The organism is Fischerella sp. PCC 9605 (assembly GCF_000517105.1).
In the GTDB taxonomy this organism is placed as follows: Bacteria; Cyanobacteriota; Cyanobacteriia; order Cyanobacteriales; family Nostocaceae; genus PCC9605.
Map to the genome: position 1 here is coordinate 177,385 of NZ_KI912148.1, position 25,285 is coordinate 202,669.

Consider the following 25,285-nt stretch of genomic DNA (forward strand, 5'->3'; position numbering starts at 1 on the left):
TATCAAATGATCGACCATGACCGCTTGTTTAAGGAACTCCTCACAACATTTTTTGTAGAGTTTTTAGAGTTATTTTTGCCAGAGGTAGCGGCTTATATAGAACGCGAATCTCTGGAGTTCTTAGATAAGGAACTTTTTACAGATGTCACCGCTGGGGAACGTTACGAAACTGATTTAATAGTCAAAGCCAAGTTTCGCGAACAAGAATCTTTTTTTCTGATTCATGTAGAAAACCAATCTTACAATCAACCTGATTTTAGTAAGCGGATGTTCCGTTACTTTTCTCGTCTATATGAGAAATTTGACTTACCTGTGTATCCAGTGGTGGTATTTTCTTTTGATAATCCCAAAACACCACAACCAAATTTACATAAGGTAGCATTTCCAAACAAACTTGTTTTGAGTTTTAGCTACGATGTTATCCAGCTAAATCAACTGAATTGGAGAGATTTTCTGCGTCAACAAAACCCGGTAGCTACTGCATTGATGGCGAAAATGAATATTGCATCTACAGAACGCCGCCAGGTGAAGTTTGAATGTTTGCGACTTCTAGCAACATTGCGATTAGATCCAGCACGAATGCGGATAATTTCCGGATTTGTAGATACCTATCTGCGCTTGAGTGCTGAAGAGGAAAGGCTTTTACGCGCCGACATTGCTAGGATAGAGCCAAGGGAACAGGAGGTAGTTATGCAAATTGTAACTAGCTGGATGGAAGAAGGGATTGAACAGGGAAAGCAGCAAGCAACATTATCACTGATTATGCGCCTACTTCCTCGGCGAGTTGGTGCGCTTACCCCTGAGTTGCAAGAACGCGTTCAACAGTTATCGCTAACTCAGTTAGAAGATTTGGCAGTGGCGTTGCTTGATTTTTCTTCCGTGGCGGATTTGGAGGCTTGGTTACAACAGGTTTCAGGAGAAACGTCGAATCAGGGGGAATGAGCGCGTAAAAGCGTGTAGTTATTCATCTCAAGTACCGCTTGCTAGACAATAGCAGGTAAACAAGAGTAAGACATTACAAAGACGGTAAGTGTTATGTAGCCACGCATTCCGTTGATGGTGGGTACGCGTGTGGATAGAATTGGATATACAAAGTATAATTATATACAAAATATATAATTTAAGAGGTGTTTATCAATGGGGCTGCAAGAAGAAATTGATCAAAAGATTACTGAAATAAAATCTGATAGTTATTCTATGTCTATTGGAGAATTAGTTAATTTATATAAAGATAAAGAAATAGAGATACACCCAGAATTTCAACGTTTTTTTAGGTGGACAAATTTACAAAAAACAAAATTAATTGAATCTATCTTGTTAGGAATTCCTATTCCGCCAATTTTTGTTGCACAAAGGACAGATGGTATATGGGATGTAGTAGACGGAGTACAACGTTTATCTACTATTTTTCAATTTATAGGAATTCTTATTGACGAAGATGGCAAGTTATTAGAACCATTGGTTCTGGAAAAAACTAAATATCTTCCCTCTTTACAAGGTAAAAAGTGGGATGATTCTGAAAGCTATCAAAACTCACTCACTTCTGCTCAGAGACTTTTTATAAAACGTGCTAAACTCGATATTAAAATACTTTTTAAAGAAAGTGATGAAAAAACTAAATATGAATTATTTCAGCGTTTGAATACAGGTGGTTCTACTCTTTCTGACCAAGAAATTAGAAATTGTATCTTGGTAATGGAAAATAGAAATGTTTATCGTTGGCTGAGAGAACTAGCAAAAAATGAAGATTTTAAAGAATGTGTCTCTCTTACTGACCGTTCTCTTGAAGAACAATATGATATGGAACTTGTCTTCAGATTTATTGTCTTACGGAAAATAGATGAAGAAGAACTTAAAAAGTTTGAAGACCTTAGTGAATTTTTAAATGATAAAGCAATAGAAATATGTCGTTCATCTGACTTTGACTTTGAGGAAGCATCTCAAGCATTTAAATATACATTTCAAATTCTAAATCGAGAAGTGAAAGCCAATAGCTTCCGTAAGTATGATATTTACAAAGGGAAATTTACAGGAGGTTTTCTTATACCTGCGTTTGAAGTAATTGCTCTAGGTATTGGATATCATCATGAAAAACTACATAGTATGGAAGATTTAGATATTAGTTCAAAAATTCAAGAGTTATGGAAAAACGAGACTCTTATCAAGGGATTTGCTGGTTTTAATGCTTCATATAGAATGAGAAGGACAGTGGTATTAGGGAGACAGTTTTTTCAGGAATGACAACTAAAATTCGCACACAAACTCAGCTTTATGACCGACTTAGTGAAGAAATTGCATGGCGAAGGAAAGAACTTATATATATTAAGTCCGTGATTGAAAAGAACCGTTATACAGCAATAATTAATACTTTAATCCGTAGTGGAATCCCAATTCTATATGCTCACTGGGAAGGATTTGTAAAAAATGCTGCTACTTCTTATATAGAATTTGTTGCTAGACAAAATTTAAAATATGAAGAATTAGCCTGTAATTTTATAGCATTAGCTATGAAAACTAAACTTAAAAATGCACAAGAATCAAATAAATCAACAATATTTGTTGAAGTAGCAAACTTTTTCAGAACAGGTCTTTCTGAAAAATGTTATATGCAATGGGAGAACGCAGTTAACACACAATCAAATTTAAGCTCGGTAATTTTTAAAGATATAATTTGTTGTCTCGGTTTAGATTATTCTATATATGAAACAAAAGAAAAACTAATTGACGAAAAACTATTACGCTCTAGAAATGAAATTGCACATGGTAAAGAATTGCTAATTGATTATGAACAATATATTGAATTACATGATGAAGTGATTAACTTGATAAATTTATTTTTCAATCAAATAGACAACGCAGCTAGTACAAAATCATATCTTCATAAAAATTATGCTTCTGTTCATTTGACTTCTACGCCTTAAGCTTCTCCCGTATTTAGGTTCAAGTAGGTAGCAAGACTAAATAAAACTAAAGTTCGTAGTAAGGGCTTTAGCCCTTAAAATATCCCTCAAAGAGCGATAAATCGCTCACTACGAACAAAAACTCTATCTTACATTTAATTATGTCTACCTACTTATTACCTGGATACAGGAAAATGTAAAATAATTTTACGATAACTATCCCGACCTTAAAAATCTTCATCATCGACAAAAAACTCAGCGTCGTCTTCTCTTGTCGAACCACTTTGCTGAGAACCAGCCAAACCCCATAGGGGTTGTAATAGTGCCATGGCAATCATACCCACACCAGCAAAGAAAGCCAGGACTAAACCCACTGGGATTTGAATTGATTGGAAGGCAAGAAATTTTAAAGATACTGGAGTGGCATTTTGGACTGAGAGAAGGGCAACAGCCATCACCCAAAAAGCCAGAACTACCGTTGTCAGGAGAATAGCAAAAGTTTTCATAGTATTTTCAACTTAACACAAGGCAGGCAAAGCATTGATTTGCAGCCCTCGGAACTGCCATTTAGTTACGTCGGCATAAATAAAAAAACAACTCTGTTGCAAAACTTCATGCAGGCAACCGCAAGCAGTAGACGAGAAGTAGAATAGGGTACATCATATCTTTACCTGCAACTGGGCACTCCAAATATTCTCTACATCTGGCAGGATGTAGAAAAATTGCTATTTAGTCTAGTTTGGGGGCAAAGGTGGAAATTGAGCTAATAGGACTGTTGGAGAACATTTGCCAAAATAGTATTCAGTAATTTCTGGAGTGGCAAGCCCAGCATACTCAGGGATATATTTTTAATCCCACAGTTAGGCTGTTTTGAGGTAGGAGCGATCGCCAGTATAACTTTACCCTAATCTAGGAAAAGTAAAGTCACCAGCAATAATCTCTCGCATCCGTCAGTATCAAATTCTATCTTGTTACAAAGCTTATGTAGCTAATATTACTCTCATCGTATTTTCTCTCACCCTTGTTGAGCAATGTCAACCCCTCTTGGACTTTTCGCCAGTTATCATCTTTGGTCTTTAGTTGCCCCAGCTACAGGGCAACAACGCTGGCATTGTCAAATGAGACGTGGGTATATTAAGGCACGCCAACACGAACCACAAGTCAAAGCACTGTTAACAAAAGTTACAGCTTCTCAGCGCATTGGCTTACTGGCGCAAAAAGGTATTTATGAGTTTCATCACAACAGACATCTGTTAAATCAATTAGATGGCGCGGAAAAAGTAGCAGAACTACTGAAATTAAGCAATTCATCTAATGAAGTTCAACAGCGCGTACTGTTAATTTTGAAAAAATATCACAACGATCCATTACTTTCAGGTAAGCGCATTATCTTATTAACTCGTGGTGATGAAGGCTTTCCCAAACCAATTTTAATTGAACACAAACATTATTGCTTCCGCTTATATGCGGCTATGGACTGTATTTTCATAGAATCTTCAGGCAATTTACATATTGTAGATTTCAAAACAGGTAAATCTGCTTTTGACCGTCGCCAGGCTTTAGTATATTTGCTGGCTGCTCGTTATCTTTACCCTAGATATAAAGCTGTAGCTTCCTTTTATAATTTGGAATTTGGTAAAAAATCTGATTTAATTAGTGTTACTAAAGGTGAATTGAATTTTATTGAATTTGAGTTGGCTAGTATTGCTCAAAAACACCAACAAGATTTGCAAAAATATCATCAGCAAAGTAGTGATTTTAGCAAAATTTTTCCACCGAATCCGGGTTATCACTGCCGCTTTTGTCCATTTAATTCTATCTGCGAATTTTCTGCTTTTAAAACTGCACAAGAAGGGGTTAGGGAATAAAAATTATGAATTATGAATTATGAATTATGAAATTTGCAGCATTCATATTCATAAATTTCCCTTATTCCCTATTCCCTAAAACGGTGGTAATTCTCCCAGAATCGTAAACCGAATATGATTAATCGCTAATTCACCTATTGAAATATCTTCTTTTGTGAGTCTTACGCCTTTACTTGTTAAGGTTTCAAAGGGAATTCCCTTACCAATTTCAATGTGATACCAGCACAAACCCATGAAAAACCGCGTGGGATAAGGCCCGTAATTGCCAATATCATCAGGGTTAGATTCCATTGGCAACCAGCCAAAACCTGGTATGTAAAATTCTAGCCAAACATGATTGTAGTCTGGTTGGAGGGGGACATTTTGGTGTTCTGCATAGGGGGGACATTTGTAGCGTCCGACGGTGCGACAAGCTATACCATTTAAACGGCATAAGGCCAACAAGACACCCACATACTCCCCACAAGAACCAACACCCCGTTCTAAAACTCGATCTGGAGTATCTATATGGGGTTTGATGCCATAGGATAATTGATCGTAGACGTAGTTACGAATACTGTACATTTTCCGCAGCAAATTGGTTTCCGTACCAATTGCTTCTTCGGCAGCACGGCGGACAATGCTAGTATCCATTGCCAACTCGTCGTCATCAATGAGGTAGCGACTTTCAAATTCTGGTGGTAGTTCGGGAATGTCTTCCACATCTGGTGGGGTGAGACGATATTTAATACCTCGGACTTCTAACACGGCTTTCCAGCCAAACATGTGCCGTTCGCCGGGGGTAAGGATGTCAAATTTAAATACTGCTACTCGTTGCCCGTCGATTAGTTCTTCCGTAAAAGGCAGTCCAATAGATTCGACGTGTTTTACCTTTTGGCGATCAGTATCACTCGGCAGGGCAATACGCCATTCTAGATCTTGTAGGTAAACTTCTTCAAGGGGTGAAATTTCCTCTACATAAGACATTTCAATCAGATAGCCATTTGAGAGGGCGTAGTGTTTATCTGGGTAGTAATGATAGTGGAGTGGGTGAATAAAAGTGCGATCGCGGTACGTTAATTCGTGATTTGGGTCAGCATTCGGGTTATCACGAATATAAGGTTCTTCAGAAGCATAGGCGACGTAAAGGGTTTGTTGGCCTGTTTGCCCATCTCTATGCACTGCTATGCCTGTGGGAGATTCAAACGGCGTCAGTACGCTAAATTGAACTTCCCCTGTGGCCCTGTCCATACAGTAAACGGTTTGTTCTGTGCTGTCGCAAGCCCAAAGGATTTCTTCGGTTACGGCTAGATTTTCCACCCCTACCCCAGGGGCATAAAACCTAGTAATTTCTTTGCGCGTATAGCGATCAAAAATCAGAATATCTCCCAATTTTTGGCAACTGACATAGATGGCTGATTCCCAAACAGCAATTCCATTAGCAGGGTAAGGTAAGGTAACAAAATGTTCCAAACCCAAAGAAGATAATTTACACAAATAAACATTGTTACCCCTTGTTACCCAAAGGGTATCTTCCCAAATTGCCAGACCCGTGACTTCTGCAAATTCTCTGCTTTGGTGAGGATTAATAATTTTGGTATTGTCATTAGAAGGATCTATTTGCAGCAGATACCCTTTGGGAGAGTCAATAGCAATCAGGGTATCCTGGAAGAAAGCGATGCCACCTAAAATGGCAGCGCCAATTGGTCGAATCGTCTTTTGCCCAAACATCTGGCTAGCTAGAAAACTGGGAAGAGCAAAACTCATATTAAACTAATGTATCCAAAGATTTAGCACGCCTGGAATCTATTTTGGTATGTTGGGTGCGATTTCACTCCCTACTTTTATTACTCACAACTATCAAAGTTATGTGCTATAAATTGCTTTTCTTTAAGCAATAACACATAGATAGCGTCGTAGAAAAAATGGGGACATGTCAGGAATCACACTTAAATTTATACCGTTTGATAATATCCCTAATGTAACTTTAGTTGATGGTTTTTCCAGCTATCACTAAATTATGATCGAATTTTGTAACCATTTCCTGTGACCTACACGATGTCTGCTCATTCTCTGCCTGATTCAACTACCGTTTGGCATAGTTTAGAAGTTGATAAAGCAATAGAACTGCTCTCTGCAAATGCGGACACTGGCTTATCATCTGAAGAAGTACAACAGCGGTTGCAAAAATACGGCCCCAACGAACTAGAAGAAACTGGTGGTCGCAGTGCCTGGGAAATTTTGGTGGATCAGTTCAAGAACATCATGTTGTTGATGCTGATCGCTGTGGCTATAATTTCCGGGGTTTTAGACCTACTAGCTTGGCAAGGGGGCCAACTGAAACCGGGTGAGGTACCATTCAAAGATACGATCGCCATTTTAGCGATTGTCGTTCTCAATGGTATCCTTGGCTATGTTCAAGAAAGCCGTGCCGAAAAAGCCCTGGCAGCACTGAAAAAACTCGCCTCTCCCAATGTCCGGGTGATTCGTGGCGGCAAACCAATGGAGGTAGCAGCCAAGGATATTGTCCCGGGAGATGTGATGCTGTTGGAAGCAGGGGTGCAAGTGTCAGCAGACGGGCGTTTGCTGGAAGCATCCAACTTGCAAGTGCGGGAGTCAGCACTCACAGGTGAAGCCGAAGCGGTTAGCAAACAGGCAGAAACTACATTGCCTGAAGAGACAAGTTTAGGCGATCGCGTCAATTTAGTATTCCAAGGTACAGAAGTTGTCCAAGGACGAGGCAAAGTTCTGGTAACAAACACCGGCATGCAAACAGAACTAGGCAAAATTGCTGCCTTGTTACAGGGTGTGGAAAGTGAACCCACCCCTTTGCAGCAGCGGATGACGCAGCTTGGCAACGTTTTGGTGACGGGTTCTTTAGTTTTGGTAGTCATCGTTGTTGTTGTTGGTCTACTGCGTGGCGGAAACTTACAAGAACTGTTGGAAGTGTCGCTGAGTATGGCGGTGGCTGTAGTGCCAGAAGGTTTACCTGCTGTGATTACCGTTACCTTGGCATTGGGAACCCAAAGGATGGTACGCCGCCATGCCTTGATTCGCAAACTGCCAGCAGTGGAAACTTTGGGGTCTGTCACCACTATCTGTTCCGATAAAACCGGTACTCTGACTCAAAACAAGATGGTGGTGCAATCTGTGTATACGAATGGTTTCATCCCCAATGGGAATTTAGACCCCCAGGATGGCAACACCGTAAACCAATCTCCAAACACTGCTAATAGAGAATTCCGCGTTACAGGAGAAGGTTACGCCCCCACAGGCGATTTTCAACTGCAAGAAAATAAAGTTGAAGTACAAGATTATCCAGAACTCCAAGCCTTGTTAGTCGCCTGTGCGGTTTGCAATGATTCGGTTTTGCAACAGCAACAAGGACAATGGACGATTTTAGGAGATCCGACAGAGGGGGCATTGGTTACGCTGGCAGCAAAAGGAGGTATTGAAAAAGACCAGTGGGACAGTAAATTACCCCGGGTAGGAGAATTCCCGTTTTCCTCGGAACGTAAGCGGATGAGTGTGATTTGCAAGGTTGAGCAAGTAGAAACAGGTGTCTCGCCTTTAACAGATGTCGATCCCACGATCACTCATCTTGTGAACTCTGAAGGTTACTTGATGTTCACCAAAGGCTCACCAGAATTAATTTTGGCCCGTTGCACTCAAATATATGTAGGTAACGCTGCGGCTCCCTTGACCCAAGAACAACGGGATGACATCCTGGCAGAAAATGACCGCATGGCTTCTAATGGTTTGCGGGTACTGGGTTTTGCCTATAAACCTCTCCGAGAAGTCCCACCAGAAGGCTCAGATGAGACATACGAGCAAGAATTAGTCTGGCTAGGCTTAGTAGGAATGCTGGATGCCCCACGCCCAGAAGTCAGGGCGGCGGTGCAAGAGTGCCGAGAAGCAGGCATTCGACCAATTATGATTACTGGCGACCACCAGTTAACAGCACGAGCGATCGCCACCGATTTGGGTATTGCCCAACCAGGCGATCGCGTTCTCACTGGTCAAGAATTGCAGCGGATGAGTGACCAAGACCTAGAGCAAAACGTTGACTTGGTAAGCATTTATGCTCGGGTTGCTCCAGAACACAAATTGCGAATCGTGCAAGCTTTGCAACGCCGGGGCAGATTTGTGGCAATGACGGGTGATGGTGTTAACGATGCCCCTGCCCTCAAACAAGCTGATATCGGTATTGCGATGGGCATCACTGGCACTGACGTGAGCAAAGAAGCCAGCGACATGGTGCTGTTGGATGACAACTTCGCGACTATTGTCGCCGCGACCGAAGAAGGTAGGGTTGTATATACCAACATCCGCCGCTTTATCAAATACATTCTTGGTAGTAATATTGGCGAAGTACTCACTTTGGCCGCCGCACCAATCTTGCTACCTACAGGAGGAGGCGTTCCTCTCACACCTCTGCAAATTCTCTGGATGAACCTCGTTACAGACGGTTTACCAGCCTTGGCATTAGCCGTGGAACCCCCCGAACCGGACGTGATGAAACGTCCGCCCTTTAGTCCCCGTGAAAGTATTTTTGCTAGGGGTCTGGGAGCTTACATGATTCGGATCGGGATTATTTTCGCTATCATTACCATTATTCTCATGGAGTGGGCGTACTATCACGCCACTACAGTTAACAATGGGCTAAGTCCAGAGCGATGGAAGACAATGGTATTTACTTCCCTGTGTCTTGCCCAAATGGGTCATGCCATAGCAATTCGCTCTAACAATAGGCTGACGATAGAGATGAATCCTTTTTCCAATCCCTACGTACTGGGGGCTGTAATTGTAACCACGATTTTGCAGCTGATGTTGGTTTACGTTCCTCCTCTGCGAGCTTTCTTTGGCACTCATTTGATTAGCTTGCAGGAATTAGGAATTTGCCTTGGCTTTAGTGCCTTAATGTTTGTGTGGATTGAAATGGAGAAGATTTTCTTCCGCTTGAAGGGCAAAAAGACCGTGTGATGGGCATGGGGCAATGGGCATGGGGTATCGGAAAAACAAGAGGGGGAAGGGGAAAAGGGGAGCCAGCGCGTTGCGGAGGTTCCACGCCACGTGCTTTATGCCGGGAAACCCGTCCACCACAGTGGCTCCTCCGTTGTAGCGACTGGCGTAAAAGGTGAAAGGTTAATAAATTCCTTTACCCTTTACCCTTTAACCTTTACCCAATACCCAATTCCCGATGCCCAATACCCAATTCCCAATCTCCCCACCTCCTCATTCTCCCTTCCCCTTTCCCCTATGTATTTAAAGACCCTCCAGCTAAGGCATTTTCGCAATTATAAAGAACAGCAGGTTGAGTTTACTGCTCCAAAAACAATTTTGGTAGGCAATAATGCTCAGGGAAAATCGAATTTGCTGGAGGCGGTGGAGTTACTAGCAACATTGCGATCGCACCGGACTTTTCGCGATCGCGATTTAATTCAAGAAGGAGAAGAATTCGCTCAAATTCGTGCCTCCCTCAAGCGAGAGATTGGTATTAGTACCCTCAACTTAATTCTGCGCCGCAATGGTCGCCGCACCGCTAACCTCAATGGCGAAAATCTCCGGCGTCAGATGGACTTTCTCGGCATTCTCAATGCTGTGCAATTTTCCAGCTTGGACTTGGAACTGGTGCGTGGCGGCCCAGAAGGCCGTCGTCATTGGTTAGATACTCTGTTAATTCAACTGGAACCAATTTATGCTCACATTTTGCAGCAATACAATCAAGTATTGCGGCAGCGCAATGCCTTTTTGAAACGCCATGTAGAGGCGTTACATGCAACGTCTCTACAATCTGAACTAGCTGTATGGGATGCCCAGTTAGCGATCGCTGGTACGCGCGTCATTAGACGAAGAGAAAGAGCAATAAAGCGTCTCGCTCCCATAGCTAAAATGTGGCACGCTAATATCAGTGGCAGTACAGAAATTCTCCAAGTTAAATACGCGCCCAATGTCGCTTTAGAGCAAAATCAACCAGAAAAAGTGCAACAAGCTTTTTTAGAAAAACTTCAGCAACGAGCCATTGCTGAGTTGCACCAAGGCACTACCCTGGTTGGCCCGCACCGCGATGAAGTAGAGTTGACGATTAACAATACACCAGCCCGTCAATACGGTTCTCAAGGTCAGCAAAGAACGCTAGTACTAGCTTTAAAACTCGCAGAATTGCAATTAATTGAAGAAGTCGTTGGAGAACCACCACTGCTACTTCTTGATGATGTTTTGGCTGAGTTAGATCCTTCTCGTCAAAACCAATTGCTTGATACAATTCAAGATCGCTTTCAGACGCTAATTACTACTACTCACTTGGGTTCTTTTGATTCTCAATGGCTGAATTCCTCCCAAATTATTTACGTTCAAACTGGAGAAATATCATTAGAAAATACAGTTATGCAGAGGCAGGAAGAAGATAAAAGTCAGACTGCTAATTGGCGTTTCTAAATGATTACTAATACTAAGTTGCAGTCAAAGATAGTACTTCCCTCACCCCACCTGTCGGCACCCCTCTCCCAATTTGGGAGAGGGGAAGGGGAGAGGGCACGAATTGCTACCAATTACTATTCCATCTGTGGTTGATTTCCAAAACATGATTTTTGCCTGCCGTTTGAATTCACATCAGACGTGATTTAAATTTCCCCGTCACTCTTAAGGGGTAGCAAGCTAGCTATAACTCTTAATTTACTAAGCTTGAATATTAAACGCTGAGCTTGTTGTTTATATAACCATACTGGTAACTTGCCAGGTAAGTTCTTCATCAGTTGTCTGGCTGTACCGATACTACACCCAGAAATAATACTGATGGCATTTGCACCATCAAAAACTGCATCGGAAGTTAAAGCTTTTTCAATTTGCACATACCAATTTCGAGGAGATAATTCACCTCGCTCAACTTTTTGTAGACTTCTGGTAGTTGCTAAAACAATCATGCGATCGCCAACAGCAAGCCGCGTGTCATAACTGGGCATGAACTTGGGAGGTGATAGGGGAGATGATTGTACTGATTTCTGGTAAAGAATCGGCACAGCACCGTAACCGTAGGCGATATCAGTTAGCATCAAGCCATTGAGTGTATCGCCATCCTCAACCATGTACTCCACCAGCTGGATCGTTTGATTATTTAAGTGAAACAAACCGAGAATATTTTCTCCAAAGGCAGCAGCAGCAAAGACTTCTGCTGATAAAGCAGAGGTACATAAAACTTGTGCGTAGGAAAACAACTGGGCGACTTTATCACTAAAACGGCGATTGTAGGTACGGATGATCAAACCACTGTTAGGATTTTGAGTACGAGCCATCAAAGCGATTTCTAAATTCTCCATTTCATCATCCGTAACCACGACAACACTTTTGGCATCGGTAAGATTCACATTGGTTAGGGCATTAGCAAAGTTGGCTACAATCAACGGCATATGGGGTAATATGCCAGGGTCAAGTGCTGTAGTGTTAATCCCTACTAGGGGTTGCTGGAGTTCTTGTAATAAACTAGCAATTTGCTGACCCACTTCATCTAACCCAATTAGCACAACATGGTTTTGTTCGGGCAGGCGTGGACGGTTGCTAGTAAAGAAAAATTGAAATCTTGAACTTAAGAGTTTCTCTGTTAGTAGTGCATATAAAACGCCGACAAATGCCGTACCTGCTAGAGTTAGTATCAAACTGAACAATCGCAGCCATCCAGGGATTTGTTCTTCAAATTTAACACCCCCATATACATCTCCATATCCACCCAAAAGTAAGACTGCTATTGCATAGAAAGCCTCTGCCATCCCAATGCCAGGGTAATGCCATCTGTATAAAATTGCTCCGCACCACCATAGAAAAAATACTGTAATGCCACAAATAGTTGCTACTTGCAGAGCTTGATATTGATAACCTGACTGCCAAAATTGTGCTAATTTCTGCTTAAGTTTATCCCATGACATCCCGAGAACAACTTCTTGCCAAAACTCCCGCAAGTTTCGCCTAGATTTGCTTGCAGAACGTTGGGAATGCTCAAGCATATCTGCGAGTTCGATGTAAACAATTGTGTCTCCTGCTCGTAGTGTTGCTTCTTGCTCCCATTGATAAAATTGATTGGGCAGTTCAGATGAGTGAGGAGCATAATTTAATACTCGCCGATAAGAAGTGTTCAGTTGATGCACCTGCCATTGATTACACCATAAATCACCTAGTTGAATTTGATACTTGACCACTTTTAGCAGCCGTCCCTCAAGGTTAAAATACCCGAGATTTTCGTTGCCAAGAGCTGCAAGGGCAAAGGCAGAAGCAGTGAGTTGGTTAGGTTCAAAGGCAATAAAATTGCCAAGATTTTGACTTAAAAGTTTATTAAAATTTTGTTTATCAGAACGTACTACAAGGCGAACTCGCGGATTTAAAAGCCTCGCTGCAAAGGCAGCCTCTATATTAACTCGCTCATCACTAGTAACTAAAAGTACAGTTCGACACTGGCGAATATGTGCTTGTTCTAGAATATTTGTTTGACGGCAATCTCCGATCCATAAATCATCTAGTAAATTCTCTAAGTTTGGTACTTCCCAGTTTTTGGGTTGCACTTGATCTATGGCACTAACAGCAACTCCGTACTCTTTTAGGACTGCAACACAATGCTGACCTAAACTTCCCAACCCACAAACTAAAAATCGATCCAGTTTTGTCTCGGAACTGTTAACAGACTGATAGGTGGTTTCTGATGATGGCAGCATCTTATACCGCCAATGTTAAAGATTATTTGCATATTGTTTGCATACTTATAATTATAATTTTTTAGGCATAGTTTTCGATGTATCAAGCGTACCAATGTTTTGGAATAGTTTTTACCAATTTGTCTGATCGCGATCGCACTTGCTCAATTTGGTAAGGCAATTTTGAAAATCAGCCAAAAGCCAGAGATTACAAAGAATCAGGATTGACAGTTACCGAATTTATCAATATCTTAAAAATTTGAAATTTCAGTTTAGTCTTGGCAAGATACCGATATATTCTTGTTTCACAAGCACTTTCTCACAGCTTGATCGGGAGGAGGTTAAGTATGAAACCAGAAAAATACCTTGGTATCTTTTTCGGGTTGGCGGTGTTGCTATGTGGCTTACCACTCAATTGTTTTGCACAGGTTAACTATTCGCCAGTTATTGCCCAAACAAATAATACTCCTTCCTCAACCAAAAAAGCGATCGCCCGCATCTGGCATGGTAGAACGTTAACTTCTAAAGCAGACGAGTACTATGCTTATCTCAAAGAAGCTGGAATCAAGAAAATAGTGTCTATCCCCGGAAACCTAGGAGCACAAGTTTTTCGCCGTACCAATGGTAATATTACTGAGTTTACTGTGATTTCCTACTGGGAATCGCAGGACGCAATCCGGGAATTTGCAGGCAATGATATTGAAAAAGCGCGGTATCTTCCTAGAGACCGAGAGTATCTTCTCGAACTAGAGCCAAATGTCAAACACTTTCAGGTTTTGCTTGACGATCGCAAATGAGATTGGCAATTGCGCTTCAGTGTAAATCTGGTTGGGGATGAGACCATGACACAAAATTTAGAAAATACTTTAAAAGTTGCCCATCAAGCATTTGAATATTTTATACATGGTATGGAAACAGGCGAATGGAACCTGTTTTTAGATATGCTCACAGAAGACTTTACCTTTTGGTTCCCAATGGGGAAATTCCACGGGTTGAATGTGGGTAAAGAACGAGCGCAAGAGTTTTTTCAGTACGTTACCCAAGCTTTCACTCCGGGACTGAAGCTAACTTCCTTAGACTGCGTTACTAGCAATGAAACGACGGTTGTGTTTGAATTTCGAGATGAGGGAAAGTTATTTGGAGAACCTTACAAAAATCGGGTAGCAGTTTCCTTTGATGTGCGTGAAGATAAAATTTGTGGCTATCGAGAGTATTTTGGCAGCGATGGCAAGTCGAATTAAATCCTATTGAAATAGGGAGTGGGAGATGGGGAGATGGGGAGATGGGGAGAGTAGGAGAATAACCACTAACTACTAACCACTAACCACTAACTAATGACTAATGACTTTTAATTAGTTATTCTCTGCAATTTGCTTATTTAATTGCATACATTTAGCCTCTGCCGCTTGATAGGCGTCTAAGTAGTCTTTGCCACCCAACATGACGTCACCGTAATACTCATACGGCGCGTCACCATAAACTGGCAATGGGTCATCTTCGGGATAATCTTCTTGAGATTCTTCGATTATTGCTTTCAGTTTTTTCACTGTTAAGCGTTGTGCCGCAAAATACCAGATTTCTTCTATATTTTTCTGGAGGTGCGGCAGTGTGGGATCGACAATGCGATCGCCTAACTCAATCCAGCCATGTTCAATGGGTTGGTATGGTTTGCCTGTGGTTGCTAAAAAACCTTGTACGTAAATAGCTCCCTCCGTCGCTAATGCTGCTTTGTAAGCATTGTCAAACGGTTTTTTAGCCTTGCTTTTGATGCGAGCTGCAATATCAATAGATAGCGCTTCATCCAATAGTTTATTCATCAACAATGAGGATTACAGCAGCGACTAAAAGATCCTAGCATTTATGCCTACCTGATTTAATAATACAGTACGGCAAAAATAACCAGACAGTTAAGTAGGTCGGCACAAATAAAGTTAACTCCTGAGGGTCGTCATCTGTCATTTATCATTTGTCATTGGTCATTGGTAAGGGTTTTAACAATTTTTACATTTATTAATATAGCTGCTTTTATTTCCACCTACCTCACCTGAAAATACTACTTCGACAAATATCGATGTAGATACTCAATTCCAATCCCCAATGCTCATTTTCATGTGTTATTGGTGTATCAGTTCATAATGGCTACTTAGTACAACATTTTATAAATTCGTAGCGAATACAATTGTGAAATACTCTGCGAACCTCCGCGCTCACCCTGCGCCCCCACCGAAGCTTTGATCGCCGGCTTCCGGCGCTCAAACTTCTCTGTGCGTTTAAAAACGCTACGATTTTAGGCAAAGCTGTACTTAGAAACAGAGAAAAAATTAAATTTTAGTAAGCACTACAACTTCCAGCAGAGCTAAAGTTTTGGCTGGTATGCTGCGGTGTCTGTATTTATGTTTATGTTCTCGCACAATCTTTGTAAGTGCAAATAGAAATGGCACGGCTTAGCCACCGCCACAGCTGCTGAGTGCGATTAGAACTAGGAGGAGAAACCAAAACTTGCTGCAAGTCACTAAAAGAACTATTCGTTAAAACTTTTACTCCAAAGAGGGCGAATGTCATAAGAAGTTGAGAATTTGTAGCCGTGCTGTTAACTGTTAGGGTTTGCTTGAGGTTGATATGGGTGGTGCGTAGGTTTTCGAGGACGCGATCGCCATATAAACTCCGGTGTATTGGTACAAACAAAAAACTGCAACCGATGATAGCCGTAATCATGCACAGCAAAACCAACAATTCAACCGATTGATGTTGGCAAACACCCATAATAATCATGCCTATGCCCAAAACCAATAGAGCTAAGACAGGTAGTGTAAACCATAATCGTAGGTTTCTGACTTGGTCTAGAGATAACACAAGACCTAGATTCACCAAGCGGTGATACAGTGGGAATGTAGCTCGTGCAACTGAGATTCTGATTTGATTGACGTTACCATTAAGCTTGACAGCTTGCCAAATTTCTTTTTCTAAAGGATCGCTATCTTCAGGTAGGGGAGTTTTGACGTTTAGCGATCGCGTTTCTGGTTGTGGTTGTAAATACCCGTGTTGTACTAAACTGGTAATTGCTGTATCTGCGGTTCGTTGTAGACCACCTGCTAAATAAGCGGTTTCATAGACATTGAGCGAGGGAAAGTCCGGATTAAGATCATCTTTCGTTTTTCGCAGATAGGTATGCACAATTAAAGCAATCATCATCGCCACAATTGCTAGGAAAATATAGAAAATCAGGAATAGGGGAGAAACTCTAACTGCCACAGCGAAAAAAAACAGTTGAAAAAACAGCATTGGTTGATTGAGACATACATGCGGCAGGTGTTTCAAAAAAAACTTGCACTTATACCAATTTTGCTGGTTATGCACCCACGTAAAATCTACCTCATCTACAAAACAGATATCTGCATTTGGATAGATGTCAACTGGTGATGCTTGTCCAAAGAACGATAGGCATTGCTTTTGGTTCATTAGTGCTACTCCTTATGAGTGTGAGGTAGCTGTAGTACTTATATCCCTTGGCTTTGCTACTAATGCATCAAGTCTTTGTAGACTTTTTTTGGACTGAGAACAGGTTGCAGATCAATGTGAAAGAGGCTCAAATACTCAAACATCATTGATTGATAGCTCATTGATAGCATTGAAAATGCCTAACAGTCTTTATTCACCATGAACCTGCCTCCGATGATGGAAATGACGAATTCCACGGCAGAAATTTCCTAAGGCAGCTAAATTTTTAGGATTTATGCACTTTATTACACTCTAATATAGTCATTAAGTTTGTTAATAATTTAAAAGAATTAGTAAGCTATGGTGCAAAATCCACAATAACTTGTGAACAAAAGAGGCGAAAAGACCTTTTTGCCATCATTGACGAGGTGATCCCACTCCTCGGTGTTCCCCACCTATGGCACAATAAAAAACGGTAATAAGAAAAATATTGATAAAGGTAATTTAGTGAGTCCAACTGCTCAAGCTACCGCTGCTGCGCGTCGCGTGGTATTTCCATTTACGGCAATTGTGGGTCAGGAAGAAATGAAACTGGCTCTGATATTGAATGTGATTGACCCAAAAATTGGTGGTGTAATGATAATGGGCGATCGCGGTACTGGCAAATCCACAACTATCCGGGCACTGGCTGACTTATTGCCAGAAATTCCAGTGGTTGCCAACGATCCCTTCAACAGCCACCCCAGCGATCCTGACTTGATGAGCGATGAAATTCGCCAAAAATTAGAAAGTGGTGAGGATATTCCCGTTATCCAAAAAAAAGTTCAAATGGTAGATTTGCCACTGGGCGCGACAGAAGACCGAGTTTGTGGCACCATCGACATCGAAAAAGCTTTATCTGAAGGTGTGAAAGCCTTTGAACCTGGACTTTTAGCAAAAGCCAACCGGGGAATTCTCTACGTCGATGAGGTTAACCTGCTTGACGATCACCTAGTAGACGTGTTGCTAGACTCTGCTGCTAGCGGCTGGAACACGGTCGAACGGGAAGGTATTTCTATCCGTCACCCAGCGCGTTTTGTTCTCGTTGGTTCTGGGAACCCAGAAGAAGGTGAACTGCGTCCTCAGCTACTCGATCGCTTTGGGATGCACTCTGAAATTCATACTGTTAAAGAACCAGCACTACGGGTACAAATTGTTGAACAACGGGCGGAGTTTGACCAAGATCCCCTAGCATTTGTGGAAAAGTACAAACCCCAGCAAGAGGAACTACAACAGCGCATCATTAAAGCCCAAGAACTTTTACCCTCAGTCAATATGGACTACGATCTGCGGGTGAAAATTTCGGAAGTTTGTTCAGAACTTGATGTGGATGGTTTACGAGGTGATATTGTCACCAACCGCGCCGCCAAAGCTTTAACTGCCTTTGAAGGGCGTACAGAGGTGACAGTTGATGATATCCGTCGCGTGATTGTCCTGGCTTTGCGTCACAGACTCCGCAAAGACCCATTAGAGTCGATTGATTCTGGCTACAAGGTAGAAAAAGCTTTTGCGCGTGTCTTTGGTGTGGAATTATCTGAAGATACTGCACAAACAAACGGTATTGGTCACATCAAAACAGGTGTTCGTTAATTGGTGATTGTTGGTTGTTGTTTGTTGGTTGTTTCAAACAACGACCAACAACCAACAAACAACAAAAAACTCAAAACTGGTTGACTTGTTATGAGAAGTTGGCGTTTTTGGTTAAACACCTTAATTTTATCTAGCCAATACAACCCGCCCCGGTTTGTAGAACTGTTAATGTTGATGCTAGCCATTACTATGCTAGCGATTTCTACTATTGTATCTGTGAACGTACAGATACCCTATATGGTGCTGGGTTTGAGTTTTGTTGTTGGTGCATCGATTTCCATTTTAGTCAGAGAAGCGATCGCACCTTCACCCCAAACACGAATCACACAAGTCACAGCATTAATGTTGCTACTTATTAGTGTTTATGGGTTTGCTGATTTATTAAAGTAGTCATTTGTCATTTGTCATTTGTTGGTTGTTACAATCAACCACTAACCACTAACTACTAACCACTAACCACTAACTACTAACCAATGACCAATGACTATTGACTAACACTATTTACTGATAGCCGCAAAATTGACAAGCTTAAAATTATCAAAAATAACACCAGCCCAATTGTACAAGCATAGCTAATTTCCAAGTTATTAAATGCTTGCTCGTACAGATAATAAACTATTGTTTTCGAGCTATTACGCGGCCCGCCCTGAGTCATAATATACACTTCTTCAAATACTTTTGTTGCGGAAATGGCTGAAATAACTGCGACCAAAGCTAAATAAGGTTTCATCAAGGGTACGGTAATATCCCAGTGTTTGCCGACACCGTCAGAACCATCAATAGCTGCTGCTTCATACACATCATCTGGTATTGATTGCAACCCAGCCAGATAAATCACCATGTAGTAGCCCAATCCTTTCCAAACGGTGACAGCCATGACGCTGAACAATGCAAACTTGGGACTGGTAAGCCAGGGAATTCCTTCTGGAAAAATACCTTTGAGTAACTGGTTGAGTAAGCCGTTTTCTGCATACAACCATCTCCAAGCAATTCCGGCTACTACCATTGAAATTACTACTGGGGTGTAATATGCAGCCCGAAACCAATGCATTCCCCGCAGTTTCTGATTTACTAAAATTGCTAGGGCTAAGGGGACAATTACTAAAATCGGTACTACACCTACAAGATACAGCAAGGTGTTTCCCAAGGTTTGCCAAAACACAGGATCGGCCCACAAGCGCCGGAAGTTATCAAAACCAATCCATTGTGGTGTTTGAGTTAGATCGTATTCGTAGCGGGTAAAGCTGAGATAGAAGGCTTGCAGGGCAGGCCAAAAGACGGTTAGTACCAGGATAACTAAAGCAGGCAGCAAAAACCAATAAGGTGTTAGTCGCTGATTGATGAAAATCCAATTTTTCAACGTCAATTTATTCATAATGGCACTGTATTTTCGTGCTGTTGGCAGATGAATGAGATATCCTCACTTTTGCAATATGGGGAAGCAAACTCATATTACATGAAGGATCGAGACTGATTCATGATTGTGAATCAACACCAGAAGGGTTGGGAAGTAATTTACCATCGCGCCCATGCTTTACTTGCTGCCCAAATCGCGGGACACTGGAATGCTAAAGAACGTCCGGTGCGTTGGCTGGAGACAATTGCAGCAATTTCTCATCACGATGATTTGGAAAAAGAGTGGGAAGAAAAGAATATCACTGAAGCTGGCGCACCACTGGATTTTACTCTCGCTACAGACACCGATATAGCAAAAATACGGAAACTAACCCAGGATGCCCGCTATCGAGGACGATGGGTAGCAATGCTTATTTCTATGCACATGAGCTTTTTAAACGAAGGTAAGCGCGGTGAGTCTCCAGAATTGGATAATTTTTTAGATGAACAATTACAGCATCAAGAGCAATGGCGCAAGGAACTAAATATTACGAAAGATGAAGCTGCAACAGCTTACGAATTTTTTCAGTGTTGCGATCGCCTTTCACTCATCCTCTGCAACCGGATGATACCTGTTGGCGAACGTGCCTTAGAAATTGCTACCCTATCAGATGGTAATCGCTATGATGTAATGCAGCGCAGTGACGGTAATCTCACAGTCAATCCCTGGCCCTTTCAGGAGAAGGAGTTTACTGTCAATGTAGAAGCTTGTTATTTAGAGCAATTGCAATTTGAAAGTAGCGCTGAACTCGCCCAAGCACTACAGGTAGCACCTATTGAAACTTTAGAGTGGACGTTTGTAAAGTAGCGTTGCTGTAAATTTTTTATATCTACCATCACAATTCTTATACTTATGAGTTAAGTGCGATCGCCTGACTAATGATGAGATGGCGATCGCACTTTTTCCTACTCAGTTTTCGCCCTTGTTGGTAAGAAAAGTAAATCAACACCCCTAGCAGCATTAGGTGTTCCGTATCTTTCAGACAATCAAGAACGTGAATAAATTATTACGGAAGTAAAACCGAAGATAAATTTTTATCAATCAGCTCTTGACTTATGTATACATTTATTAACATTATATCTGCTTAGTGTTGCCACTAGCTTGCGGTCTTCTATCCTGAGTATCAGCGCAGACACCAAACCTAGTGAGTCACATACGAGTTAATCTATCTCAAGCCGCATAGCCGCCTGAAGGAGGCCTCGTACATCTTTTTGAACACTTCGCGGCAATCCCCTCCCTCAGCTTCAGCTCTTAGGGGTATCACCCTCGACTGTGGGATTGGATGTATTCCTCAAGAATCTTAAGAGGTGCGCCTCCAGCGGAGCGAATATAAAGTTGGTCGCCCCACAGTCCCTTGCTCCAATTTTTAAAGTGAGGTCTTAACTCAGATTCAAATTCTTTGCGAAGAATACGGCTTGTTGCAGATTTGATTGACCCCAATAACGTTGAGATGTTGTTGCTTGGGTGGATGTCTAACAGCAAGTGGATGTGATTACTCTCACCCTTGCATTCCAGCAAAATACACTTGTTCTTTACCAACACATTGGCTGCAACCTCTTGGAAGCGTTCAGCCATTTTTTGTGTCAGGCATTCTCGACGGTAAGCCGTGACAAAGTAGGTGTGCAACTGGATAGAGAAAACGCAGTGTGCTCCTTTACGATAAATGGTTGTCATCCGTTCGACTGATTGATATAATCTCCTCATGGTAACAACACGGCGTATCACATTCAAGCTCTATCCAAATCGTCAGCAAGAGAAGACACTTCACTACTGGCGGAAGCTTCACTGTGCTTTGTATAACGCTGCTGTGTATAACAGAAAGACCCAATATCAAAAGTTTGGTCACTCTGTTAATTACCTAGAACAACAAAACTGTCTACCCGAATTCAAGGAAGTATGGACAGAGTATAAGCCGTTGGGTTCTCATGCTCTGCAAGCTACTTTAAAGCGGGTAGACTTTGCATTTTCGAGATTTTTTAAAGGCTTAGGAGGATACCCAAAATTTAAAGCGTCCTGTCGCTATGGGGGATGAACTTACCCATGCAAGGCAGGTTGGAAATCTGAGACAGATGGGAAAAACGGGCATCTGAATATTACCAACCTGGGTAAGATTCAAATGCGAGGAAAGGCAAGAAATTGGGGGCTTCCAACAACTTGCACCATCATGTTCCGCAATGGCGCATGGTTTGCTTCCATCACTGTTCAATGCAGCCCTAGTCGCGAGACGGGAGCCGAGTCTGTTGGTATCGACTTAGGCTGTAAAGATGCTGTCACTCTTTCTACTGGCGAGAAGATAGCTAAACCTGACTTCATCAAAGAAGGACAACAGAAAGTTAAGGTAGCATCTAAAAAATTGCGACGTAAGCGTTCACCATTACGAAACAAAAAGGTAAAAGGCTCACGGCGCTGGAAACGTGAACGGCAAAAAGCTTCAAAGCTTCAGAGGAAAGTAGCAAGACAAACAGAAGATTGGTTGCACAAAACTACCAGCAACATAGTTAGCGGTAATAGCCTAGTTGCGGGTGAGAAGTTAAACGTTAAGGGGATGACAGCCAAAGCTAAGAAAGGGAAGCCCAAAGCCCAAAAAGCAGGGATTAACCGTTCCATCTTAGATGTTGGCTTCGGCATGATTGGACAAATGCTTGAGTATAAATTAGCTGAGGCAGGTGGCTTCTATGTAGAGTCTCCGACTCAAACACTCAAGCCAACTCAACGCTGTAGTAAATGTTGGGAATTAACGCCTAAAACATTAGCTGACAGAGTTCACTTTTGTTCTAATCCTAGCTGCAACCACACCGAAGATAGAGACGTTAATGCCGCTCAAGTCAATATCGCTTGGGCAAGGGGGCAGGAACTGTCCTCTATACACGCGGAGTCGCCTAGCTCTACCCCATGCGGAAGTATGCGGCAACTAGGGGCGTTGAGGCGTGAGAAACTCCGGGTTCAGCGAAGCAACCCGGAGTAGTTCATGGGTTAATCTCGCCAGTAACGAGTTTTCCTGGATAGTGAATTGATGTATTGGGTTTGTCGATGTTTATGGATGGGCGGCCGTTAATTTTGGTTGTAGAACCAAATCTACATGAGTTAGAAATTCTCAATTTTCAACTCAAAGCATTCAAGTTTTCATATATGTGTGCCAAACAAGGAGTAAGGGCTTTAATTTTGGCACAAACTCACAAACCAGATTTAATTCTCTTAGATATGGTTCTGCCTGATTTGAGTAGTGTCCAAGTAATTTATTACCTCAAGCGCAACCCAGAAACAAAGATGATACCAATCATTGGAATTGTGTCTGGAAATAGCAAAAGAGATCATAATCCCATTCTCCAAACAGGAATGGTTGATTTAATTACCAAGCCCTTAGATTTTCATCAGGTAGAATTTACTATCCACCGCCATCTAAACTTGCAACATACCTTTAACTAGTGCAAGAAAGCAGGAAGTTGTGAACGCAAAGTAGCGTATCTTTGGTAGGTAGAAGGTAAAAAGTTTTTAATTCAGAAAACAAAAATAAAAATACATCTAGTGCATCTATTGCTAGTCATATCTAGTAGCTAATTAACACTTACCACACACTGCCATATCAGCTAGCTGCATTTTTTTTAATAGCTTTAGGAATTGCTTGAGGATTGCGAACTTCAGGCAATTTTCCCATAAACACAATTATGCCAGTACGACCTGTTGTTAAATTTGTATGACTAATTAAATCTAGTACAGGTTTGCCAATTACTTCTTCAATCAAATATTGGATCTGCGGAATAATTATTTTATCTATATCTATTCGCACTTGCTCAGCCAAAATATCAGAACCAGATTTCATCAATATTTCCTCTACCTTGGTAACAGAATTTTCTAGAGTAATTGCCAACTCTCCATGAAAAAAATGGCAATTAATTCTGCTAGGACGCAGCCCTAGCTCAACATTATACAAAGAACGGATACGATTTGAGATTTCTCTCTCCAGTTGTCCGATGGTAGGTGCTGACATATTAATTTCCTATAGTAGACAAACCCAAATAAAACTGACCTCAGGATGTAGGTTTTGTGCCGATAATATATATCTGCTCTGCTTTCAGGAAGATTGATAAATTGTAATCAGGAACACATTAGGAACATTTTCATATTGAAAACCATCACAAGTATTAATACTTTTAGTAGAGATAAACACCCTATAGATTTTGCATTACACAACATTTAATACCGTAGCATTTGATATAGATAGATTGTAATTGTTTCAAAATATTCATCACAATAACTTTCAGGTAAGCATACATGCAGGATCTATGTATAAAAAAGAATAAGTTCACTCAGAAAATTCTCGTGGACTTAATAGGATAGTGAATACATAATAATGTTTGTAAATGCGTAGTAGCTTGCACAAGCTAGAACCCCACGAGCGATCGCCCACAACGAGGGAATGAAAATCTCTTCCCCGATCCCCAATCCCTATTTTCAAGACAGGTAAAATGAAGAATAATTAATCATTAATGATATCAAGTCCGGCTAATTCATGTTCATTAAAAACCCTCACCCCGTCCTGTCGGACACCCCTCTCCCAACTTGGGAGAGGGGCAGTTCTTGTGAGGGTAAATACGATAACTAATCAAACAGATTTGATATGATTCATAATTCATCATTTTTGCCTAGGCATTATCTGCCGAGGCGAAAGTAGTTCTCCTACCCCAGCAAAAATAGTGTCATTTGAATGAATTGATGATTATTTAGTCCCAAATAACCTATCCCCAGCATCTCCTAATCCGGGAATAATGTAGCCGTGTTCATCCAGCTTTTCATCAATAGCCGCTGTATAGATAGGTATATCAGGGTGTACCTCGGTGAAATGCTCAATTCCTTCTGGCGCAGCAAGTAAACAAACAAACTTAATCGACAGGGGATTAGTTGATTTCAGTCTTTCCACCGCTGCAACAGCAGAGTTGCCAGTTGCCAGCATCGGATCGACCACTAGCACATCGCGTTTGTCTATGTCATGAGGAACTTTGAAATAGTACTCCACTGGAATCAGAGTTTTGGGATCGCGATACAAACCAATGTGTCCTACCCTTGCTGATGGTATCAACTCCAGCATCCCATCCAAAATTCCCTGTCCTGCCCGTTGAATGGAAATAATTACCAGCTTTTTGTCCGGTGCAAGGACAGGGGCGTTCATCGAAGCCAGTGGTGTTTTAATTGCTTCACTTTTCAGTGGCAAATCTCGTGTTACCTCATACGCCAACAACATACTAATTTCTTTGAGGAGAACACGAAATTTTGCCGTGCTGGTTTCAGCCTTACGCATTAGCGTCAGTTTGTGCTGAATTAATGGATGCTTAATTAGTATTATTTGATTTCCCATATTAGTTATTTAGTCATTGGTCATTGGTCATTAGTCATTAAGTT

Annotated in this window: 22 protein-coding genes and 1 pseudogene; 14 read left to right on the plus strand and 9 right to left on the minus strand. The window is 41.5% G+C overall.

Annotation, left to right across the window (positions count from 1 at the left end; all coding sequences use genetic code 11):
- Positions 1-6: 6 nt before the first annotated feature.
- From FIS9605_RS0103100 to FIS9605_RS36125, 3 genes are all read left to right on the plus strand, one after another.
- Entirely contained in the window at positions 7-942 is a 936-nt protein-coding gene (locus FIS9605_RS0103100) for a DUF4351 domain-containing protein (RefSeq protein ID WP_026731275.1), read from the plus strand.
- Between the two features lie 195 nt (positions 943-1,137).
- Positions 1,138-2,241: a DUF262 domain-containing protein gene (locus FIS9605_RS0103105; protein ID WP_026731276.1), complete on the plus strand. Its 1,104-nt coding sequence runs from the start codon at positions 1,138-1,140 to the stop codon at positions 2,239-2,241.
- Positions 2,238-2,921, plus strand: a complete 684-nt coding sequence (locus tag FIS9605_RS36125; protein WP_051469920.1) for an MAE_28990/MAE_18760 family HEPN-like nuclease — start codon at positions 2,238-2,240, stop codon at positions 2,919-2,921. The genes FIS9605_RS0103105 and FIS9605_RS36125 overlap by 4 nt, the downstream gene beginning before the upstream one ends.
- A gap of 206 nt (positions 2,922-3,127) precedes the next feature.
- Here the strand turns inward: FIS9605_RS36125 and FIS9605_RS0103115 are convergent, their stop codons facing one another.
- A complete protein-coding gene (locus FIS9605_RS0103115; protein ID WP_026731277.1) occupies positions 3,128-3,406 on the minus strand; it encodes a LapA family protein in 279 nt (92 codons plus the stop codon).
- A gap of 525 nt (positions 3,407-3,931) precedes the next feature.
- On the opposite strand from FIS9605_RS0103115, the gene FIS9605_RS0103120 reads away from it, so the two are divergent.
- Positions 3,932-4,768, plus strand: a complete 837-nt coding sequence (locus tag FIS9605_RS0103120; RefSeq protein WP_026731278.1) for a PD-(D/E)XK nuclease family protein — start codon at positions 3,932-3,934, stop codon at positions 4,766-4,768.
- Positions 4,769-4,843: 75 nt separating this feature from the next.
- Here FIS9605_RS0103120 and FIS9605_RS0103125 read toward each other — a convergent pair whose 3' ends face one another.
- Positions 4,844-6,514, minus strand: coding sequence for a transglutaminase domain-containing protein (locus FIS9605_RS0103125; protein WP_026731279.1), 1,671 nt, complete (start codon positions 6,512-6,514; stop codon positions 4,844-4,846).
- Positions 6,515-6,805: 291 nt separating this feature from the next.
- Between FIS9605_RS0103125 and FIS9605_RS0103130 the strand changes: the two genes are divergently transcribed.
- A complete protein-coding gene (locus tag FIS9605_RS0103130; protein ID WP_026731280.1) occupies positions 6,806-9,730 on the plus strand; it encodes a cation-translocating P-type ATPase in 2,925 nt (974 codons plus the stop codon).
- A gap of 276 nt (positions 9,731-10,006) precedes the next feature.
- A complete protein-coding gene (gene recF / locus FIS9605_RS0103135; protein WP_026731281.1) occupies positions 10,007-11,185 on the plus strand; it encodes a DNA replication/repair protein RecF in 1,179 nt (392 codons plus the stop codon).
- A gap of 185 nt (positions 11,186-11,370) precedes the next feature.
- Here the strand turns inward: recF and FIS9605_RS0103140 are convergent, their stop codons facing one another.
- Positions 11,371-13,446: a potassium channel family protein gene (locus tag FIS9605_RS0103140; RefSeq protein WP_026731282.1), complete on the minus strand. Its 2,076-nt coding sequence runs from the start codon at positions 13,444-13,446 to the stop codon at positions 11,371-11,373.
- A 326-nt stretch (positions 13,447-13,772) separates the two neighbouring features.
- Between FIS9605_RS0103140 and FIS9605_RS0103145 the strand changes: the two genes are divergently transcribed.
- Both FIS9605_RS0103145 and FIS9605_RS0103150 read left to right on the plus strand, forming a co-directional pair.
- Positions 13,773-14,222, plus strand: a complete 450-nt coding sequence (locus tag FIS9605_RS0103145; RefSeq protein ID WP_026731283.1) for an antibiotic biosynthesis monooxygenase family protein — start codon at positions 13,773-13,775, stop codon at positions 14,220-14,222.
- A 45-nt stretch (positions 14,223-14,267) separates the two neighbouring features.
- Entirely contained in the window at positions 14,268-14,666 is a 399-nt protein-coding gene (locus tag FIS9605_RS0103150) for a nuclear transport factor 2 family protein (RefSeq protein WP_026731284.1), read from the plus strand.
- A 111-nt stretch (positions 14,667-14,777) separates the two neighbouring features.
- Here FIS9605_RS0103150 and FIS9605_RS0103155 read toward each other — a convergent pair whose 3' ends face one another.
- Both FIS9605_RS0103155 and FIS9605_RS0103160 read right to left on the minus strand, forming a co-directional pair.
- Positions 14,778-15,242, minus strand: a complete 465-nt coding sequence (locus FIS9605_RS0103155; RefSeq protein ID WP_026731285.1) for a hypothetical protein — start codon at positions 15,240-15,242, stop codon at positions 14,778-14,780.
- A 580-nt stretch (positions 15,243-15,822) separates the two neighbouring features.
- Positions 15,823-16,884 carry a TIGR04222 domain-containing membrane protein gene (locus FIS9605_RS0103160; protein WP_231510222.1) on the minus strand — a complete coding sequence of 354 codons (1,062 nt, stop codon included), beginning with the start codon at positions 16,882-16,884 and terminating at the stop codon, positions 15,823-15,825.
- Between the two features lie 486 nt (positions 16,885-17,370).
- Between FIS9605_RS0103160 and bchI the strand changes: the two genes are divergently transcribed.
- Positions 17,371-18,492 (plus strand): magnesium chelatase ATPase subunit I, encoded by a 1,122-nt coding sequence (gene bchI / locus FIS9605_RS0103165; protein ID WP_026731287.1) that lies wholly within the window; start codon positions 17,371-17,373, stop codon positions 18,490-18,492.
- Positions 18,493-18,582: 90 nt separating this feature from the next.
- Positions 18,583-18,882 (plus strand): hypothetical protein, encoded by a 300-nt coding sequence (locus FIS9605_RS0103170; protein ID WP_026731288.1) that lies wholly within the window; start codon positions 18,583-18,585, stop codon positions 18,880-18,882.
- A 94-nt stretch (positions 18,883-18,976) separates the two neighbouring features.
- Here FIS9605_RS0103170 and FIS9605_RS0103175 read toward each other — a convergent pair whose 3' ends face one another.
- On the minus strand, positions 18,977-19,867 hold the full coding sequence (locus FIS9605_RS0103175) for a carbohydrate ABC transporter permease (protein ID WP_026731289.1): 891 nt from the start codon (positions 19,865-19,867) through the stop codon (positions 18,977-18,979).
- Positions 19,868-19,969: 102 nt separating this feature from the next.
- Here FIS9605_RS0103175 and FIS9605_RS0103180 point away from each other — a divergent pair, with 102 nt between their 5' ends.
- Positions 19,970-20,695, plus strand: a complete 726-nt coding sequence (locus FIS9605_RS0103180) for a DUF3891 family protein (RefSeq protein ID WP_026731290.1) — start codon at positions 19,970-19,972, stop codon at positions 20,693-20,695.
- Positions 20,696-21,148: 453 nt separating this feature from the next.
- Here FIS9605_RS0103180 and tnpA read toward each other — a convergent pair whose 3' ends face one another.
- Positions 21,149-21,562: an IS200/IS605 family transposase gene (gene tnpA / locus FIS9605_RS0103185; RefSeq protein WP_026731291.1), complete on the minus strand. Its 414-nt coding sequence runs from the start codon at positions 21,560-21,562 to the stop codon at positions 21,149-21,151.
- Positions 21,563-21,590: 28 nt separating this feature from the next.
- Here tnpA and FIS9605_RS44950 point away from each other — a divergent pair, with 28 nt between their 5' ends.
- From FIS9605_RS44950 to FIS9605_RS0103195, 3 genes and pseudogenes are all read left to right on the plus strand, one after another.
- Entirely contained in the window at positions 21,591-21,920 is a 330-nt protein-coding gene (locus FIS9605_RS44950) for a hypothetical protein (RefSeq protein WP_231510223.1), read from the plus strand.
- Positions 21,921-21,962: 42 nt separating this feature from the next.
- A pseudogene (locus FIS9605_RS36130) lies at positions 21,963-22,853 on the plus strand (RNA-guided endonuclease InsQ/TnpB family protein); the annotation flags it as partial.
- A gap of 71 nt (positions 22,854-22,924) precedes the next feature.
- Positions 22,925-23,314, plus strand: a complete 390-nt coding sequence (locus FIS9605_RS0103195) for a response regulator (RefSeq protein ID WP_231510225.1) — start codon at positions 22,925-22,927, stop codon at positions 23,312-23,314.
- Positions 23,315-23,471: 157 nt separating this feature from the next.
- On the opposite strand, the gene FIS9605_RS0103200 is transcribed toward FIS9605_RS0103195, so the two are convergent.
- Both FIS9605_RS0103200 and upp read right to left on the minus strand, forming a co-directional pair.
- Positions 23,472-23,876 (minus strand): DUF2294 domain-containing protein, encoded by a 405-nt coding sequence (locus FIS9605_RS0103200; protein WP_026731293.1) that lies wholly within the window; start codon positions 23,874-23,876, stop codon positions 23,472-23,474.
- 729 nt (positions 23,877-24,605) lie between these two features.
- Positions 24,606-25,241, minus strand: a complete 636-nt coding sequence (upp, locus tag FIS9605_RS0103205; protein ID WP_026731294.1) for a uracil phosphoribosyltransferase — start codon at positions 25,239-25,241, stop codon at positions 24,606-24,608.
- Positions 25,242-25,285 lie beyond the last annotated feature (44 nt).